The sequence below is a fragment of the Streptomyces sp. S186 genome (assembly GCF_051603415.1).
Lineage (GTDB): Bacteria > Actinomycetota > Actinomycetes > Streptomycetales > Streptomycetaceae > Streptomyces.
Genome location: NZ_CP193932.1, coordinates 147666 through 164746 on the forward strand (window position 1 = coordinate 147666; position 17081 = coordinate 164746).

18 protein-coding genes are annotated in these 17081 nt (G+C 69.3%); 8 read left to right on the plus strand and 10 right to left on the minus strand.

The window, feature by feature from the left end; genetic code table 11:
• Positions 1–305 precede the first annotated feature (305 nt).
• Positions 306–710 (plus strand): hypothetical protein, encoded by a 405-nt coding sequence (locus tag ACRAS8_RS00620; protein WP_438483743.1) that lies wholly within the window; start codon positions 306–308, stop codon positions 708–710.
• Positions 711–857: 147 nt separating this feature from the next.
• Here the strand turns inward: ACRAS8_RS00620 and ACRAS8_RS00625 are convergent, their stop codons facing one another.
• Complete coding sequence (locus tag ACRAS8_RS00625; RefSeq protein WP_438483744.1) at positions 858–1352, minus strand: VanZ family protein; 495 nt, start codon at positions 1350–1352, stop codon at positions 858–860.
• A gap of 315 nt (positions 1353–1667) precedes the next feature.
• Here ACRAS8_RS00625 and ACRAS8_RS00630 point away from each other — a divergent pair, with 315 nt between their 5' ends.
• Entirely contained in the window at positions 1668–2366 is a 699-nt protein-coding gene (locus tag ACRAS8_RS00630) for a DUF2470 domain-containing protein (RefSeq protein WP_438483745.1), read from the plus strand.
• A 155-nt stretch (positions 2367–2521) separates the two neighbouring features.
• Here ACRAS8_RS00630 and ACRAS8_RS00635 read toward each other — a convergent pair whose 3' ends face one another.
• Positions 2522–2710 carry a helix-turn-helix domain-containing protein gene (locus ACRAS8_RS00635; RefSeq protein WP_438483746.1) on the minus strand — a complete coding sequence of 63 codons (189 nt, stop codon included), beginning with the start codon at positions 2708–2710 and terminating at the stop codon, positions 2522–2524.
• 315 nt (positions 2711–3025) lie between these two features.
• Between ACRAS8_RS00635 and ACRAS8_RS00640 the strand changes: the two genes are divergently transcribed.
• Positions 3026–4270 (plus strand): MFS transporter, encoded by a 1245-nt coding sequence (locus tag ACRAS8_RS00640; protein WP_438483747.1) that lies wholly within the window; start codon positions 3026–3028, stop codon positions 4268–4270.
• Between the two features lie 129 nt (positions 4271–4399).
• Here the strand turns inward: ACRAS8_RS00640 and ACRAS8_RS00645 are convergent, their stop codons facing one another.
• The 4 genes from ACRAS8_RS00645 to ACRAS8_RS00660 form a co-directional block, all read right to left on the minus strand.
• Entirely contained in the window at positions 4400–4744 is a 345-nt protein-coding gene (locus ACRAS8_RS00645) for a DUF1330 domain-containing protein (protein WP_438483748.1), read from the minus strand.
• 191 nt (positions 4745–4935) lie between these two features.
• Entirely contained in the window at positions 4936–5292 is a 357-nt protein-coding gene (locus tag ACRAS8_RS00650; protein WP_438483749.1) for an ArsC/Spx/MgsR family protein, read from the minus strand.
• A 65-nt stretch (positions 5293–5357) separates the two neighbouring features.
• Positions 5358–6008, minus strand: a complete 651-nt coding sequence (gene folE / locus ACRAS8_RS00655; RefSeq protein ID WP_438483750.1) for a GTP cyclohydrolase I FolE — start codon at positions 6006–6008, stop codon at positions 5358–5360.
• A gap of 1 nt (position 6009) precedes the next feature.
• Positions 6010–6525, minus strand: coding sequence for a DUF2231 domain-containing protein (locus ACRAS8_RS00660; protein WP_438483751.1), 516 nt, complete (start codon positions 6523–6525; stop codon positions 6010–6012).
• Positions 6526–6670: 145 nt separating this feature from the next.
• On the opposite strand from ACRAS8_RS00660, the gene ACRAS8_RS00665 reads away from it, so the two are divergent.
• Positions 6671–7393: a helix-turn-helix transcriptional regulator gene (locus ACRAS8_RS00665; protein WP_438483752.1), complete on the plus strand. Its 723-nt coding sequence runs from the start codon at positions 6671–6673 to the stop codon at positions 7391–7393.
• A gap of 22 nt (positions 7394–7415) precedes the next feature.
• Here ACRAS8_RS00665 and ACRAS8_RS00670 read toward each other — a convergent pair whose 3' ends face one another.
• Entirely contained in the window at positions 7416–8978 is a 1563-nt protein-coding gene (locus ACRAS8_RS00670) for an LCP family protein (RefSeq protein WP_438483753.1), read from the minus strand.
• Between the two features lie 439 nt (positions 8979–9417).
• On the opposite strand from ACRAS8_RS00670, the gene ACRAS8_RS00675 reads away from it, so the two are divergent.
• Together ACRAS8_RS00675 and tsaD are read left to right on the plus strand one after the other, a co-directional pair.
• Entirely contained in the window at positions 9418–9732 is a 315-nt protein-coding gene (locus ACRAS8_RS00675) for a putative quinol monooxygenase (protein ID WP_438483754.1), read from the plus strand.
• 205 nt (positions 9733–9937) lie between these two features.
• Complete coding sequence (gene tsaD, locus ACRAS8_RS00680; protein ID WP_438483755.1) at positions 9938–11014, plus strand: tRNA (adenosine(37)-N6)-threonylcarbamoyltransferase complex transferase subunit TsaD; 1077 nt, start codon at positions 9938–9940, stop codon at positions 11012–11014.
• Here tsaD and ACRAS8_RS00685 read toward each other — a convergent pair.
• Entirely contained in the window at positions 10998–12314 is a 1317-nt protein-coding gene (locus ACRAS8_RS00685) for a M20 metallopeptidase family protein (RefSeq protein WP_438483756.1), read from the minus strand. The genes tsaD and ACRAS8_RS00685 overlap by 17 nt on opposite strands.
• Positions 12311–13291, minus strand: a complete 981-nt coding sequence (locus ACRAS8_RS00690; RefSeq protein ID WP_438483757.1) for a hypothetical protein — start codon at positions 13289–13291, stop codon at positions 12311–12313. The genes ACRAS8_RS00685 and ACRAS8_RS00690 overlap by 4 nt, the downstream gene beginning before the upstream one ends.
• 56 nt (positions 13292–13347) lie before the next feature.
• Between ACRAS8_RS00690 and ACRAS8_RS00695 the strand changes: the two genes are divergently transcribed.
• Together ACRAS8_RS00695 and ACRAS8_RS00700 are read left to right on the plus strand one after the other, a co-directional pair.
• Positions 13348–13536, plus strand: a complete 189-nt coding sequence (locus ACRAS8_RS00695; RefSeq protein ID WP_438483758.1) for a hypothetical protein — start codon at positions 13348–13350, stop codon at positions 13534–13536.
• A 197-nt stretch (positions 13537–13733) separates the two neighbouring features.
• Entirely contained in the window at positions 13734–15077 is a 1344-nt protein-coding gene (locus tag ACRAS8_RS00700; protein WP_438483759.1) for an NAD(P)/FAD-dependent oxidoreductase, read from the plus strand.
• Positions 15078–15208: 131 nt separating this feature from the next.
• On the opposite strand, the gene ACRAS8_RS00705 is transcribed toward ACRAS8_RS00700, so the two are convergent.
• Positions 15209–16876 carry an APC family permease gene (locus tag ACRAS8_RS00705; RefSeq protein ID WP_438483760.1) on the minus strand — a complete coding sequence of 556 codons (1668 nt, stop codon included), beginning with the start codon at positions 16874–16876 and terminating at the stop codon, positions 15209–15211.
• Positions 16877–17081: the final 205 nt, after the last annotated feature.

Here is a 17081-nt window from a genome sequence, read left to right on the forward strand (position 1 = left end):
GCACGCGCGACACCCCGGCGATACCCCCAGGGGACGAGGCCCTGTCCAGCGCCCGAACCAGGCGTTGCGCGCGCCCACCCGCACCAGGACGGGACAATGGGCATCACAGCCGCAGTCCGGCAGCCTGGCCCCACAAGGTCGGCGCGACAGGACAAGGTCGGCACCAGGCCGGCGCGACAGGAAACCTCAGGCAGCAGGCAGTCCCAGGTCCCAGGCAGAAAGTCACCCCCACCATGGCCTCTCCCACCCCTCCGGCCCGCCGCTCTCGTCGCGGCGGCATCCTCCTCGCATGTGTCGGGCTGACCGTGGCTGCCGCCCTCATCGGCGGCGCACTCTGGGTCCGGAGCAACATCGGTGTACTGAAGGAGGCGCGCGGCGGCAACGCCTGGGACCTGGTCTACGAGGGCACCGTCGTCAGCGGCGACGCCCGGGCCGTCACGGTGCGTTACCGACACAACCCCGACCGCTTCAAGCCGGAGTACAAGGATGAGCGGGTCGGGGCCACTCCCCTACCGTGGCGCAAGGAGACTCTGGTCAACACCGGTCAGGTGGCCCGGGTGGCGATCGAACCGGAGTCGGGGACGGTCGCCTCGTGCCGGATCCTGCTCGACGGTGTCCGGGTCGTCGCCCAAGGCAGGTCACCTGCGCCGGGCCGTCCGGCCGTGTGCCAGGTGACCACCAGCAGCACCCCCGAAAAGTGGCCCCGCTGACGGGCCACTTTCCTGCAGTCGGCCTGCGGCCCGGTGCCGCGCTCGATACCCACGGGAGGCCGAGGAGGCCAGGGGCGGGGCCTGTGGTGGCAGTAATGCGCACACGAATTCACACGCGGTGCGGGCCCTACCCGCCACGACCCGGCCTCAGATCCGCAGACGCGGCCTGGCAACCGCCCGCTTCATGCGGAACGCGATCCGGACCGCTGCGGCGCAGGCGAATCCGGCCACGCAGCCCAGGGTGTTGGCCAGCAGGTCGTTGATATCGGCCGTCCGCCCCGAGGCGGTGAGGTACTGCATCGTCTCGATGGCGAGGGAACCGAGGAATCCCAAAGTCGCCGCGCCCAGAAGACGCATGCCTGCGCTCGCCATGAGCAGGCCGCCGGGGACGAACATGAGGACGTTGAGGAAGAAGTCCCAGGCGTCGGCGGGGTTGGAGAGGTCGAGCAGCTTGAGGTTCATGGCCTGGCCGCCACCGGAGCGCGTCCCGAACGTCAGACCCACAACCCCGGCCACCCACAACCACCCCAAGGCGGCGCACACACGGTGGGACGTTCTCCGCGGACGCCCCGTCAGAAACGTCGCCACCGCGATGGCGACGCAGCCGAGGACGCCGATGCTCAGAGCAATGGGAAAAGACACAGGTGCTCTCCTTCAGTTCCGAATCCCGCAGGCAGGGCGGCCGATGTTGAGTGGAGAGACGTGCGGGCGAAAAGTCCGGTTCTCTTCGGATCGGTGACGTACTTCACGACGGGGCCGACGGCGGGACCGACGGCGAACCAGACGGGACGCAGTCGGGAGGCGCTCGGGATGCGCTCGGGATGCAGCCAGAACGAACTCTCGCGGAACACAGCCGGATGACATTCCCGGCGGCGCCGCCTACTCGCGAGCCGAGACGGAGTAAGTTAGGTTAGGCAAACCTAAGTAGCCAAGTAACCTTGCTCTGGGAGGAGCCGGATGCGTGCAACTCGTGCCCGTGCCATCACACCGACCGCAGCCGAGCGCATCCGCTCGATCCTGACCGTCGCCCACTCCATGACGGTGGTGAGCGACGGGCTCCGCAGCGAAATCCACCGTCTCAGCGGCGGGGCGACGGGCCTCTTCCATCTGCACGCCCCGTGCGAGGCCACCGACGCCCCCTCGACCAAGCGCGTCCCGGTCCGCTTGGAACTCACCGACATCGCCCCCACACCCGTACGCGACCGGCTGCGCGCCCGGGTCACCGTCGCCGGACTCCTGACCGCCCCGTACAACCCCCACTCCGACAAGAGCACTTGCCTGGAATTCGGCCAGGCAGTGCTGGAAGACGCCTCGGAACGCACCTATGTCACGCTCAAGGAACTGGAGGAAGCCGAACTCGACCCGCTGGCGAAGAGCGAGGCGGAGATGCTGACGCACCTCGTCGACGCACACAGCGAGATCGTGCCGCTCCTGCTCCGCCTCGTCCGCCCCGTCCCCAGCGGCGTACTGCGCGCCCTTCCCGTGGCCATGGACCGCTACGGCATCACCCTCCGCCTTGAATACCCGCGCACCTGCCATGACGTCCGGCTGCCGTTCACCACTCCCCTGACGCAAATCGAGCAGGCGGCTCCCCAGATCCACGCGCTCCTGGCCACGGCCCGCCGCCTCTCCCACACCACCAACATCCTGGCGTGACCACCGGCATGAGCGACTCCGCCAGGCGACTCCGCCAGTCACCAGCGGCCTGTGAACGGTCATCCGCGCTCGCCACGATCACCGGAAGCAACCCGAAGCAGCCGGAAGCAACCGGAAGCAAACCGCTACTGGGTTGCAGAATGCGTCGACACGGCTCAAGGCCACGGCGGCCGCCTCCGCGTCGGGGTAGAAGATCCCAGGTAGAAGGACCCAGGTAGAGGACCCGGGTGCACGGCCGGCCTGATACGCGCGGGCTCCGCCGTTGCGCGCGACTCGCGGACGATCGTCGACTTGGAACGGCCGAGCCGGCGGGCGATCTCCGCGTAGGGCAGCCGCGCCGCCATCAGGCATCATCAGGACCGGGTTCGAGGACGGGACGCCGGCACAGCTGCGGGAGATCTCCGGGGCCGGTGCCTATCGGGAGATGGCCGAGGCCATGGCGCGGCGCGGCGAGAACGAGCTGCCCGCGGCCCCGAACTCGACGTCGTCCCCGACGACCATCCGGCGGGCCATCCCAGAAAATCCGCACAACACGCGGTTGTGCCTCCCACCACGCCGGTTGTTTGATCCGAGCGTCCTCACCCCGCTTTGATGCCGATGGACCGGCGCGGTATGCGGTTGTACGGATCGACGAGAGCGGCGTGGGGATCGGCGTGGGAATGGCAGGCAGGCGGGCGCTGGGGCGGCAATTCGGGTGGTTGTGGGCCGCGTATGCGGTCAGTGCGTACGGGACCGGGCTCGGGTTCGGTGCGTTCCCCCTGATCGCGGTGGTTGTGCTGCATTCCGGGCCGACTCAGGTGGCCGCGCTGGCTGCCGCGGGGCGTGCCGTGGGAGCCGTAGTAGCGGTACCGCTCGGTCCATGGATGGAATTCCGCCGCAAGCGTCCGGTCATGGTGGCGATGGACCTGGTCCGGTTCACCGCCTTGATCAGTGTTCCCGCCGCGTTCGTACTCGGCTGGCTCAGTTTTGCCCAGCTCCTCGTCGTCTCCGTCGTCGTCGCGGCGGCCGACATCGCCTTCAAGACGGCCAGCGGCGCATATCTGAAGGCGCTCGTGCCGCCGGCTGATCTGCTCGTCGCCAACAGCCGGTTCGAGTCCACGACATGGACCGCGACCGTCGTCGGGCCACCGCTCGGAGGGGCCGCGATCGGGCTGCTCGGACCGGTGACGACCGTACTGGCCGATGCGCTCAGCTATCTGCTCTCGGCGCTGGGCCTCCGGGCCATCGGCAGCAGCGAACCGTGCCCCGCCCGTACCGGTGCACCACGACTGACGGCAAGCGACCTCCTCGCAGGATGGCGCCACATCCTCACCCATCCCACACTGCGCCCGCTGTTCTTCAACTCGATCACGGTCAACGGCCTGATCATGGCCTCCCAACCGCTGCTCGCCGTACTCCTGTTGGACCACCTCGGCTTCGCGCCGTGGCAGTACGGCCTCGTGTTCGCGATCCCGTGCGTCGGCGGTCTCGTCGGCTCGCGCCTCGCGCGCCGGCTCGTGGCGCGTTTCGGGCAGCGCAAGGTGCTGCTCACCGCCGGGGTGCTGCGTGCGTGTTGGCCTGTCGGGTTGGCGTTCGTCCGGCCCGGTGTCCCCGGGATCGTGCTCATCATCGTCGTCCAGCTCGGCCTGGTGACCTGCTGCGGCGTCTTCAACCCCGTGCTGGCCACATGCCGGCTCGACCACACCGCGCCCGACCGGGTCGCCCGCACCCTGTCCGCGTGGTCCGTCAGCAGCAGCACCAGCATCGCGGCCGTCACCGCCGCGTGGGGTCTCCTGGCCGCCCTCACCAGTCCCCGCACCGCGATCGCCCTCGCCGGAGTCCTCCTCCTGGCCAGCCCCCTCCTGCTCCCGCTCCGCGAGAACGCTCCCCAGAACGCAGCGGAACGGGCCCCCGGCCTCACCTGACTGACGCCCAGACAGCTCGACGACGCCGTACGCAGACACACGCACGGGAGGAACATCAGCCTGGCCGGAGGAAGACCACGGCCGCTGATGCCGGTCACGCCTTTCGGGTGTGACCGGCATCAGCTGGTGCTATCGCGTCGGCTCCGCCCGGAGCTTGGCCGCGCGCTCACTCGGGGCGTAGCCAGGCTCCACGCCCTCGATGAACACGACGTCGCCCTCGATGTGGTCGGTCCGCAGCCGAAGGATCTCCTGATACGCGGGGGACGCGTACCAGGCACGGGCCTCGGCCAGGCCGGGAAACTCAATCAGCACCATGCTGCCCGGCCAGCTCCCCTCCACCACCTCGGCCGGCGGGCCGTGAGCCAGGAACCGGCCGTGAAACGGGTCCAGGGTGCCCTGGATGCGCTCCAGGTACTCAAGTATGTCGGGGTGGTGACGGCGGTCACGTAGATGCGCGAAACCATATGCAGGCACGTCCGGCTGCTCCTTCGCTTGCTCGTACGCCTCGAACGTAGCCCCGCGCGGCGCCTGTCACGATTACCTCTGAGGTAAGCACGGGGTACGGGGTACGCGGTACCGGATGCTCCGTGCCTGGCCATGCCCCTGCGGACGATCGTCTGCCGCCGCGCGCCTGGAGACGCCCTGACACCTGACACCCTCGGGGCCTATCGGAGGACGGAACGTACCGACTCGGGTGACCGGCCCAGGACTGTCGTCCCGTCGTCGGCCGTGATGATGGGGCGCTGGATCAAGGCGGGGTGGACGGCCAGGGTCTCGATCCACCGGGTGCGTTCGGCTGGTTGGCGCGGCCAGGCAGCCAGGCCCAGTTCGGCGGCGATGGGTTCGCCGAGGCGCGTGATGTCCCACGGTTCCAGGGCCAGGCGCCGCAGGACCGCGTCGAGTTCGGCCGCGTTCGGCGGATCTTCCAGGTAGTGCCGCACCGTGTACCGGGCCTGTTCCGCGTCGAGGATCGTGAGTGCCGACTGGCACTTGGAGCAGGCGGGGTTGATCCAGCTTTCCATGTGTGGTTGGTGTCTTTCGCGTCTGTTCTGTCCGGGCGAAGCCGGTCCGGCTGATGTGTCAGATGTCAGGTGAGGCCGGCCCGGGCCAGGAATTCGCTGCGGGGGCGGGCGTCGTTGCGGAGGGTGCCCAGGAGGGTGGAGGTGAGGGTGCTGGAGCCGGTGGCCTGCACGCCACGCAAGGTCATGCAGGTGTGTTCGGCTTCGATGACGACACCCACGCCCTTGGGCTCAAGTTGCGTCTCAAGCCAGTCGGCGACCTGCTTGGTGAGGCGTTCCTGGACCTGCGGACGGCACGCGAAGTGCTCGACGACGCGGGCGAGTTTGGACAGGCCGAGGATGCGCCGGCCGGGCAGGTAGCCGACGTGGGCGGTGCCGACGAACGGCAGCAGATGGTGTTCGCACACCGAGCGCACGGGGATGCTGCGTGCCAGGACGAGTTCGTCGTAGCCCTCGTCGTTGGGGAAGGTCGTCAGGTCGAACGGGCGGGGGCCGAACAGCTCGGCGTAGGCGCGGGCCATGCGCCCCGGCGTTCCGTGCAGGCTCTCGGTTTCGGTGCTGATGCCGAGAGCCTGCAGGAACTGTCCGGCGGCGCGTTCGGCGGCGGCCAGGTCGATGGCGTCGGCCTCATGGACGACGCGCAGTGCGGTCTGGGTGGGTATCGGTATCTCCGGGTCGCCGGGCGCCAGGTGCAGTGCGGAGTGGGGGTGCTGGGTCATGTCAGTGTCCGCCGATGCCGAGTGCGGTGAGCAGGACCAGGACGACGGTGGCGACGGCGAAGAGGCCGTGACCTGCGACGACCGGGACGGGGAAGTGCCGCTCGGCGGGTTCGGGCCGCTGCCCCTCGCCGGCCGCGGCGGCACCGGCAGCGGCCTGCTCGTCCGCTTGCCGCCACAGGGAATTGGCCGCGTAGGCGGCGGCCACCAGGAGGTTCAGCGTCATGTGGACGAGGGCGACGCGGAGCGCCCGGGTGCCTGGCGGGATGACGCAGAGGTCCAGGAAGCCGGCCAAGGCCGCGGCCACCGCACCGATCACCCCGAGCGCGATCAGCCACATCGCACCGCGGACCAGAAAGTCCGGCTTCTGGACCAGGCACGAGGCGATGTCGAAGACCAGACTGCCCACCCAGGCCCCGATCGGGACGGTGACCAGGATCGGGTGGAAAGGGTGCCCATACGGTCCGGCCAACACGGCACTCACCGGCCGCTTGGCCAGCTCGTGCGAGGAACCGGCCACCTCGACCACCTCCCGTGCCTTTTCTTCTTTTAACCAATAAATCTTGGTCTTATTCGAGGAGGGCGTCAAGGCGTGCACCGCCTGGGTCGCACGGGCACGCGGATTCGCCCCTTACACCTATCGATGTACGCGTTATCGTGAGGAGATGACCTCCGACGCAACGCCGCTGCCTTCAGCAGGTGACGCGGCGATCGAGTCCGTCAGCGTCCTCGGAGAGGACTCCCGCCGCCGGATGTTCGCGTTCATCCGACGGCAGGGCCGCCCCGTCACCCGGGACGAGGCCGCCGCCAGCGTCGGCATCTCGCGCAAGCTCGCCGCCTTCCACCTCGACAAGCTCGTCGATGCCGGCCTCCTCCGCGCCCGGTACGGAGCGCCCGGCGGGATCCGCAAGGTCGGCCGTCAGCCCAAGGTCTACGAACCCACCGACGGCCACATCCACGTCAGCATCCCCGACCGCCGCCACGAACTGCTGGCCGACCTCCTGCTGGAAGCCGTGCTGGCCGAGGACAGCGGCGAATCCGCGGCCCACGCCGCTGTGCGCACAGCCGGCCGACGCGGCCGCGAACTGGGCGAGGAGGAGCGCAAGCAGACGCGTCCCGGCCGACTCGGTGCGGAACGGGGACTGAGTGTCTGCGAGCGGATGCTCGACCAGCACGGCTTCGAGCCGGTCCGTGAAACCCCCACCCGACTCCGGCTGCGCAACTGCCCGTTCCACCCCCTGGCGGCAAAGGCCCCCGAGCTGGTCTGCGGCATGAACCACGCCTTCCTCGCCGGCTACCTGGAGGGCCTGGAGGTCAGCGGCGTGCAGGCTCTGCTCGCCCCACGCCCCGGAGAGTGCTGCGTCCAGCTGGGCCCCACGACGGAGTGATGCGCGACCCCCTTCTCGTGTCCTAACCGTAGGAAAGGTTGGAGCAGGGATTGTCGTCGGCGGAACGGACCTTCTCGGCCACGCCGGAGGACAGGTCACCGGAGGAGGCGACGGGGGTGGGAGTGGGCGCGGTGGTGTCGGCGTAGGAGCGGCCGAGGGTGACGCGGATGCCCGGGGTCGTGGCCTGCTGAAGGTCCGCGCCGGGGAAGAGGCGGGCCAAGGTGTGCGCCTTGCCGTCCTGGCCCGGCCCGTAGGCGATCACCGTGGTGGTGCGGTCCTGGCCGGGAGCGGTGGCGGTGCCGGTGACGGTGAAACCCGCGGCCCTCAGCTCGCCGGCGGCGCGTGCCGCCAGACCCGTCAGGCGCGTGCCGTTGTAGACAACGACGCTGATGCCGGCCCCCGAAACCGAAGAGCTGAGGCCGGCAGAACCGGCAGGTCCGCCCTTGGCGTCCGCACTCCACTTGCCGTGCCTGTGCCTGCCACTGGCGTCCTCGCCATCGATGGTCCGGTCGGCCCTCAGCGCGGCCCACAGGGCATCGGCCGCGGGATGCACGACGGCGACCCGTGCACCCTGGTAGTGCCAGGGCACGGTGACGAACTTGGTGTTGTGCAGATCGATGTCCTTGATCGACATCACGAACGCGATCAGCTTGTTCGCCGACCCCAACCCCGGATCGACGGTCATCGACTGGGTTGCGGCGTTCGCCAGGGGGAGCAGCGTCGACGGATTGATCCCCTCCGACTTGATCTTCTTGATCAGGCTGGAGACGAACGCCTGCTGGCGCTTGATCCGCCCCATATCGGACCCGTCCCCGATGCCGTGCCGGATACGGACGTACTCCAGCGCCTTCCGACCCGACACCATCTGCGGCCCCTTGGCGAAGAGGACCTTGCCTTTCGAGCCCCGGTTGGGGTTGAGGTCGCCCTGGTAGACGTCCTTGGGAAGGCATACGGGCACCCCGCCGACCGCCGCGGTCATCTTCGAGAAGCCCTCGAAGTCGACGACCACGGTGTGGTCGACGCGTAAGCCAGTCAGCTTCTCGACGGTGTTCTGGGTGCAGGCCGGGTTGCCCTTGACCGTCAGCCCCACGGTGAAGGCGGAGTTGAACATCACGTTGTGCTGTGGCCGGGCCCGGTCGCCGTTGGGCAGCCTGCACGGCGGAACGTCGACCAGGCTGTCCCGGGGAATGGAGACCGCGACCGCGTGTCTGGCATCCCCGTAGACGTGCAGCAGGAACGCGGTGTCCGAGCGCCCCACGTCCCCTTCCCCGCCGCCCAGTCCCCTGTTCCCTCCCGAGCGTGAGTCGGAGCCGATGACCAGCACATTGCTGCCGCCGGCCCCCTCGGGCGGCCGGTCCTCGCTCACGCCGTCCGCGCCGAACGTGGCGATGTTCCCGTTGAGCCGGAGGTAGACCCATCCCGCTCCCCCGACAAGCAGCACAAGAAGGGAAGCCGTCGTCGCGGCGGCCATGCCCACCTTGCTGCCGCGCTTGCGCCGCCTCCGCGAGGCGGGCGGACTGCCGTGCGGACTGCCGTGGCGTCCGGCCCGCGCCTGGTGGCTGCCGCCTGTCAACTGTGCACCCATGTCCGTCCGGTTCTCGCAGAGGAGCGGTTGCCTTCGAGGAAGGTTATACAGTTGCGCAAGGTAGCAAATGAAAGACGCCGAACGGCACTACGCCGGGCACTCCGCCTCCTGCCCGACTCGCCACGCCAGGCCGGACCGCCTGGCTGATGTCGGATCAACAACACCGACTGGCAGACGAGTTGGTCATGGACGCACCGCTCACCCTCCCCCGGCACCGTGTTCGGCCGTGCCACGCACTTCGCGCTCGCGCGGGCGGAGCTCACGGCGCCCGACCGGCCGGCATGCCCTTCGCCGCCTACTCGCCGCGGCTCTCCTTCCGTAGGTCGCCCTGCGCCTGACCAGGCATCCTGGCGCGGTCCAGGCACCACGCCTGGCATAGGGTTCCGGTGACCAGCAGTTCGCGTCCGCACCACGGACGGATACACCCCAAGGAGTTAGCGTGCCCATCGTTGTCGCCACCCTCCGGACCAAGCCCGGCCGCCGGGAGGAGGTGCTCGCGGCGTTCCGTCGGCACGCTTCCGCTGTGCACGCCGAACCCGGCTGCCTGCTCTACGCCGCCCATGCCGGCGACGACCGGGTCACCGTCGTTGAGAACTGGGCCGATCAGGCCGCCCTCGACGCCCACTCGGCCGGGCCGGTGCTGGCCGCGCTGGGCGGGGAGATCGCGGACGCGCTGGCCGGCCCGATGGATGTCGCGGTGCTGGAGCCGGTGCCCGCCGGTGAGCCGGACAAGGGCCGGCTGCCGAACACCTGAGCCGGAATCCGCGACCCAACGACCGGGACCGGCCACCATGACCGGGGCCGGCCGGGACCGGCCGTTGGGTCGGGCTGACGGCATCTCACCTGGCGGGAAAGTGGTGACTGCCGGCCCCCGGCACCCAACCCAACCTCCTACTTATTGCGACCCACTTGCAACTACACTGAATCTGCAATATGTCGGCAGTCGTGAGGGAGTGGCCATGCCGCAGGGCCGGATCGTGCTCGGTATCGAGTCGTCGTGTGACGAGACCGGGGCCGGAATCGTGTCCGACGGACGGCTGCTCGCGCATGTGGTGGCGTCGAGCATGGACGAGCACGCCCGGTTCGGCGGCGTGGTGCCGGAGATCGCCGCGCGTGCGCATCTGCACGCCTTCGACCCGGTCGTGCGGGAGGCCCTGGACCAGGCGGGGCTGCGGGTGAGCGACCTCGACGCCGTCGCCGTGACCACCGGCCCCGGTCTGTCGGGAGCCCTGCAGGTGGGTCTGGCGGGAGCGAAGAGCCTCGCCTACGCGGCCGGGGTGCCCTTGTACGGGGTCCACCACCTGGCGGGCCATGTCGCGGCAGACACCCTGGAGCACGGCCCGCTGCCCGACCCGTGCATGGTGCTGATCGTGTCCGGCGGCCATACGTCGCTGCTGCTGGTGCGGGACCTCGTGCGCGACCCCATCGTGCACCTGGGCGACACCGTGGACGATGCCGCCGGTGAGTGCTTCGACAAGGTGGCCCGGGTCTTCGGCCTGCCCTATCCCGGCGGCCCGGCGATCGACCGGGCGGCGCGCGGCGGGAACCCGTGCGCCGTCGCCTTCCCCAGGCCGTTGACCAGCGGGAAGGGCGACCCGTACGCGTTCTCGTTCTCCGGTTTGAAGACGGCAGCGGCGCGCTGGGCCGAGACCCACCGTCTTCGGGGTGAGGAGGTCCCGTTGTCCGACGGCGCCGCCTCGCTTCAGGAGGCGGTCGCGGACGTGCTGACCCGCAAGGCGCTGGCCGCCTGCCGGGAGTACGAGGTGGGGACGCTGGTCGTGGTGGGCGGGGTGGCTGCCAACTCCCGGGTCCGGGCGCTTGCGGAGGAGCGGTGCGCGGCGGCCGGGGTGGCCCTGCGGGTGCCGCCACTGACCTTGTGCACCGACAACGGCGCCATGATCGCCGCCGTCGGTGATCTGCTGGTAAGGGCCGGCGCCGCACCCGCCCAACTGAGCATGTCCGTCGACCCGTCCGCGCCGCTGGAGTACGCCGCGCTGCACCCCGTCGCCGGGCCTGCCCTCACGAGAGCCGCTTGACAGGCATGCGCCCGTGCGTCCGTTGTGCGCGTGGATCCGTGGCAGGCGCATCCGTGAGGGGCGTATCCCCCGCGGTGCCGGCGGCCTCCCGGCCCAGGAAGGTCAGGGCCACCGCGCAGTGCACGGCGGCTCCGGCCGGCAGGGCGTTCTCGTCGTGCACCACGTGGTCGGAGTGGTTGTCCGGTGGTGTTCCCGGCAGTTGGCTCGGTGGGCAGGCGCCCAGGAATGCCATGGCACCGGGTACGCGTTGGACGATGTACGAGAAGTCCTCGCCGCCCATGGTGGGCTGCGGGAGTTCATGGACTGCGGCCGGGCCGAGGACGCCGGCGGCGGCGTCGCGCACAAGGGTGGTGAATCCGGCGTCGTTGCGGACGACGGGATAGCCGTCGGGGAGTTCGATGTCCGCGGACATGCCGTGGGCGGCTGCCACTCCCCTGGCCACGCGGCGGATGCCTGCGCGGACGGCGCGGCGACTGGCTTCGGAGAGGGTGCGATAGGTGCCTGTCAGCTCTGCGGTCTCCGGGATGATGTTGTAGGCGCGTCCGGCCGTGACGGTGGTGACCGTGAGGACGGCGGGTTCGAAGACGCTGACGGTCCTGGTCACCATGGTCTGGAGGGCCTGCACGATCTCGCAGGCGACGGGGACGGGATCGAGTGCCTTGTGTGGGGCCGCGGCGTGGCCGCTGGTTCCGCGGACGGTGATCCGCAGGGTGTCGGCCGCCGCGTACTGGGGCCCTTCGCGGAGGTGGAGGGTGCCCACTTCGTGGCGGGTGGTGACATGCAGGGCGAACGCACCGTCGACCGAGGTGCCGTCGGTATGGGTCAGGACGCCTTCCTCGATCATCTGGCGGGCGCCGCCCCCGAGTTCTTCGGCCGGCTGGAACATGAACACGACTCGCCCCGCCAACTGCGCTCTCCGTCCGGCGAGCAGGCGTGCCGCTCCCGCAAGCATGGCGGTGTGCATGTCGTGGCCGCAGGCGTGCATGACGCCGGGCACCTCGGACGCGAAGGACAGGCCGGTGTTCTCCTGCTGGGGAAGCGCGTCCATGTCGGCGCGCAGCAGGACGGTCGGTCCGGAGCGGTCTCCTTCCAGGACGGCCACGACGGAGCTCAGGTTCCTGCCGGTCTTCACCGTCAGGGGCAAGTCGTGGAGCGCCTCCAGGATCGCCTGTTGGGTGTGGGGCAGATGACTGCCGATCTCCGGGGCGCGGTGGATGCGCCGCCGCAACGCGACGAGGTCCGGCAGGAGTTCCCGTGCCTGGGAGGCCAGTTCGGGCCCGGGCGGCGTGCCGCGGCTCATGAGCCGGCCGCCGTGTCGAGAAGGGCGTCGAGCACGTGTGGGGTGCGGTCGGGCATGCCGAATTCGAGGCGTTCGTCGAGTCCGCCGGGGTTGACCATGTTGAATTCGAAGACGTGGGGATAGGCCAGATCGATGCCGACGAAGCGGATTCCGTGACGCAGCAGGCGCTGCCCCACGTCACGGCAGAGCTTTTCCTCGTCCGGGGTCAGTGTGGTGTCCTCGCATCGGGCGCGGTGGGCCGTGTTGCCGCGATGCTCGTCGGGTGCCAGGTAGTGGATCTGTTGGGCCAACGGCCGTCCGCCCGCGATGAGTACACGTTTTTCCTCCGTGTGCGCGATGTGCTCCTGGAGTACGCAGTAGCGGTTGCCGAAGCCGTTGAGGCCGCCTTTGGTCAGCAGGCTGTCGATCGCCGTGTTTCCGGTCATGGACTGCAGCAGGACGCGATTGTTGCTCGACCCTGGGGAGAGCAGGTACACGTCGGCGCCGGCGTCGCCGTCCGGGGGCTTGACCAGCCAGGTGCGGTCGGGGTCGGTCTGGTACTCCTCCCACAGTTCGGTGAAGGAGTTGGAGATCAGGGTGCGCGGAAGGTGCTCCGGCGGGACGACGGCCGGGAGGCCGGCCTTGGTGTTGAGCATCAGGATTCCCTCGACGTCGTTGACGAAGGGCACCTGTTGGTTCAGCTGCCACAGCAGTTGCCAGGCCACTTCCTGTACGACGGAGTGGGGGTAGTTCAGCACCCAGACGAGGTCCACGCCCGCGGCGGCGTCGCGCACCTCCACCTTTCCGGGGAACGGCCCGAACGCCTCCAATGCGCCGTCGACCTCGCCCATCGGGCACAGGATCCGTTCTCCCGCACCGGTGAGCCCGTTGACCATGCCGATCCACACCTCGTGCCCGTCGGCGAAAAGGTGGTTGGCGTACAGGGCATGGCAGCTGTCCAACTCGGCAAGTGTTCCGACGAGCAACACGATCCGCACAGGGAATCCCTCCGGTATCCGCACACCCGATGGTGTTCTTCAAGGAGTGCCCCACGATGACGAAGCCAAGGTTGGGCCCGACCAATATCGGCCAAGCCGCCCACGACACTCCGCTGCCCGACGTGGCGCCCCGTTCGTGTCGGTGGAACTGGTCGCGCACGATGCTCTGGATCCCGGAATTCGTCGCGGCACTGGTCAGCGGCCGCCGAGTCGGCGTGATCCGTGCCCTGCCACAACAGACGTAAGTGTCCTGAATGCGCACAGAAGGTGCCTGGGCAAAGCCCATGCCGGGAAGCGACTCCCTCCCCGCCACTCAGCGTGCTCGTCGGATTACTCCGCTCCGCATATCTGGGGGCTGATCGGGGCAGAAAAGGGCCTTGAAGCAGCGGGGGTTCGGGCAGCAGGGGTTCGGTTCACAGCAGGGAGAGGGAGCAGTATGCCTATGGGTACTGACGTTCGGCACGCCGTGGTGATCGGGGCGGGTCTGGCAGGGCTTGCCGCGGCTCGTGTTCTGGCCGATAGTTTCGAGGCCGTCACCGTCATCGAACGCGACACGCTTCCGAGCGCGTCCGGGCCCCGGGCCGGAGTGCCACAGGGACACCATGTCCATGGCCTTCTGGCTCTGGGGGCGAAGGTGTTCGAGGGGTACTTCCCCGGGCTGCGGGCAGAGCTGGAACAGGCCGGTGCGCCGGTGTGGGACTGGGGCGAAGGTCTCTGCGCCGTGCTGCCCAACGGCATCCCGCAGCCCACGCCGATGGGCATGCCGATCCAGACGTTCTCCCGGCCGCTCCTGGAGCATGTTCTCCGTCGGCGGGTGACGGCGTTGGAGTCCGTCACCTTGCGGGACGGACTGGCCGTCACCGGCCTGCGCACGGCCGGTCCCGGCAAGGTCACCGGAGTGCGTGTCAAGGACGGCGACGGCGAGGACGAGATCGTCGCGGACCTCGTCGTGGACGCCTCGGGACGCTCGTCCCATCTGCCGCAATGGCTGGCCACCCTCGGTCTGCCCAGCCCTCGTACGACGACCGTGGATGCCCAGGTCGGCTACGCCTCACGTACCTACGCCTACCCGGAGGGGCAGACCTCACCCTCGTGGATGGGTTTGCTGCAACCCCTGCGGGCCCCCGACTTCCACAAAGGCAGCTACGCGATCCAGATCGAGAACAACACCCTGCACGTCACCCTGCACGGAGCCGGCGGCACCCAACTACCGCGCGGTGACGACGACTTCCTCACCTACGCCAAGTCCCTGCCCGGCCCCATCGGCGACACCATCGCCTCCCTCACCCCCACCTCCGCCGTGCGCCGCTACGCCCGTACCGTCAACCGCAAGATCGCCTACCACCGCCTTCCCCGCTGGCCCGAAGGACTGATCGTCCTGGGGGACGCGGTGTGCACCTTCAACCCCGCCTACGGGCAGGGCATGACTGTCGCCGCCCTCGAAGCCCGCCTCCTGGAGCAGACGCTCCGCGGCCGGAGCGCGCGTACCCCCCTCGACGGACAGGTTTTCCAGCAGCGACTGGCCCGCGTGACCGCCTCCTCCTGGCTGATGGCGACCATTCCCGACCGTGCCTGGGAAAAATCGCGGCCTGCCTGGGCCAAGGCCGGCAACTGGTTCATGAACCGCCTGGTCGACACCGTTCCCCACGACCCGAAGGTCTACACGACCTTCTCCGGCCTCTTCCATATGACCTCCGGGCCGCTGACGCTGGCCGACCCACGACTCCTGTCCCGAGTCCTCGTCGGCCCTCGCACAGGCGGCAGCACCCCCATGCCGGCGACCTGAATCCGCAGCCTTGGCGTGGCCTGGCAAGGCACGACAGGGCATGGCATGGATCGGCCGCCGCCAGAAAACAGACAGCCGCCAGAACCGGTTGTGGTGGGTTCTGGCGGCTGTCCGAGCCGTGCCGTGCCGTCTCAGGAGGCGACGGACTCGCGGTCCCTGGTCCGCTGGCCGGGCAGGGCAGTCGGCTCCGGGCCCGGCTCGGGCTCGCTGGTGTGGACGGGGTCGGTGTCCGTCAGGCCCGCGCGATGGGCCTGGATGCCGGCGCGTACCGCCCAGAAGTAGAAGCCGAGAGCCGATACGCCGACCATGGCCACGTCCACACCGCCGGACAGGACGCCATGGCCGCCGAACTCCTTGCCGCCCAGCGCCGACAGCACCGACAGCCACAGCAGGAACCCGATCAGCCACCAGGCCGCGGCGAACTGCCGGCCCAGATTCCGCTCGCCCCGGCGGCGCAGCACCAGCGCCGCGATCGGCACGGAGACCAGCACGAGGAGGGTCACCTTGCCGGTGTTGGGCCACTTCGACCAGTACAGGGCGCACGCCGCGAAGGCGAAGGTGATCGGGCAGAGCACCGAGGCGGCCGGCAGGCGGAACGGCCGCGGCAGGTCCGGCCTGGTCCGGCGCAGGACGCCCACCGCGATGGGGCCGATCAGATACGAGACGACCATGGCGGCCGAGACGACACTGGCCAGGGCCTCCCAGCTGTGGCCGATGGTGAGCAGCAGGAGCACGGAGAAGACGAGGTTGAGCCACATCGCGGGGCGGGCGGTGCCGTAGCGGGGGTGCACCTCGGCGATCTTCTTGGGGAAGAAACCAGTCTCGGCCAGGTTCTGCGCCAGGTACGAGGCCGAGGCCACGTTGGCGATGTTGGCGCCGGAGGGCGAGATGAAGGCGCCGAACTGGAGCAGGGTGACGACCCAGTGCAGCATCAGGAGCTTGGCCAGGTCGGCGAAGGGGGAGGCGAAGTTGATCCCCTGCCACCCGCCTGCCTCGGCGAGCTTCTCCGGCGGGACCGCGCCGAGGAAGGCGATCTGCAGCGCGAGGTAGATCACCAGCCCCAGGGAGAGCGCGCCGACCAGCGCGAGCGGGATGGATCGGCCCGGATTCCGGGCGGCGCCGCCGAGGTTGACGACGGCCTGGAAGCCGTTGAAGGCGAAGACGACGCCCGAGGTGGTGACGGCCGTCAGGACGGCGGACCAGCCGTTGGGGGCGAAGCCGCCGTGGTCGGTGAAGTTGCCGGTGTGGAAGCCGGAGGCGATCAGGGCGGCGACCGCGAGCACCGGGATGGCGAACTTCACCAGGGTCAGCACCGTGTTGGCCCGGGCCAGCAGCGCGACCGACCAGTAGCAGGCGAACCACAGGGCGAAGGTCAGGGCGAGGGCCATCACCATGCCGGAAGCCGTGAGGCTGCCGTCGGCGACGAGCCCCTGGGCCCAGTCGAAATTCCAGGACGCCATGTACTGGGTGCCCGCGATGGACTCGATCGGGATCAGGGAGGCGATCGCGATCCACACCGCCCAGCCGCTGACGAAGCCGAGCACCGGCCCGTGGGAGATCGAACCGAAGCGCGCCATGGCGCCGGGGAGCGGGTAGGCGGCTCCGACCTCGGCGTACGACATGGCGATCATGCCGATGAAGACGGCCCCGATCACCCAGGCGACCAGCGCCGCGGGGCCTGCGACCTGTGCGGCCTGGCCGGCTCCGAAGAGCCATCCGGAGCCGAAGATGGACCCCAGCCCGATCATGATCAGGGCGAAGAGACTGAGGTTCTTTTTACTGGCCGCGCTCATGTCCATGCGGACTACGTCCGTTCTGCCGTGCGAAGTGATCCGCACACACCCTAATTGAACTTTTTCGCAATTCGTTCGTGCGTCGAATCGCCGCCCCCATTATCGATCGATTATCGATCAAATAGCGAAGCTGCAGGTAGGCCCACCACTCCGAGACCCTCAGGCCGAAAGGGTTGACAAGAGGCCGTCTTGTCCCGTTATGGGAGATATG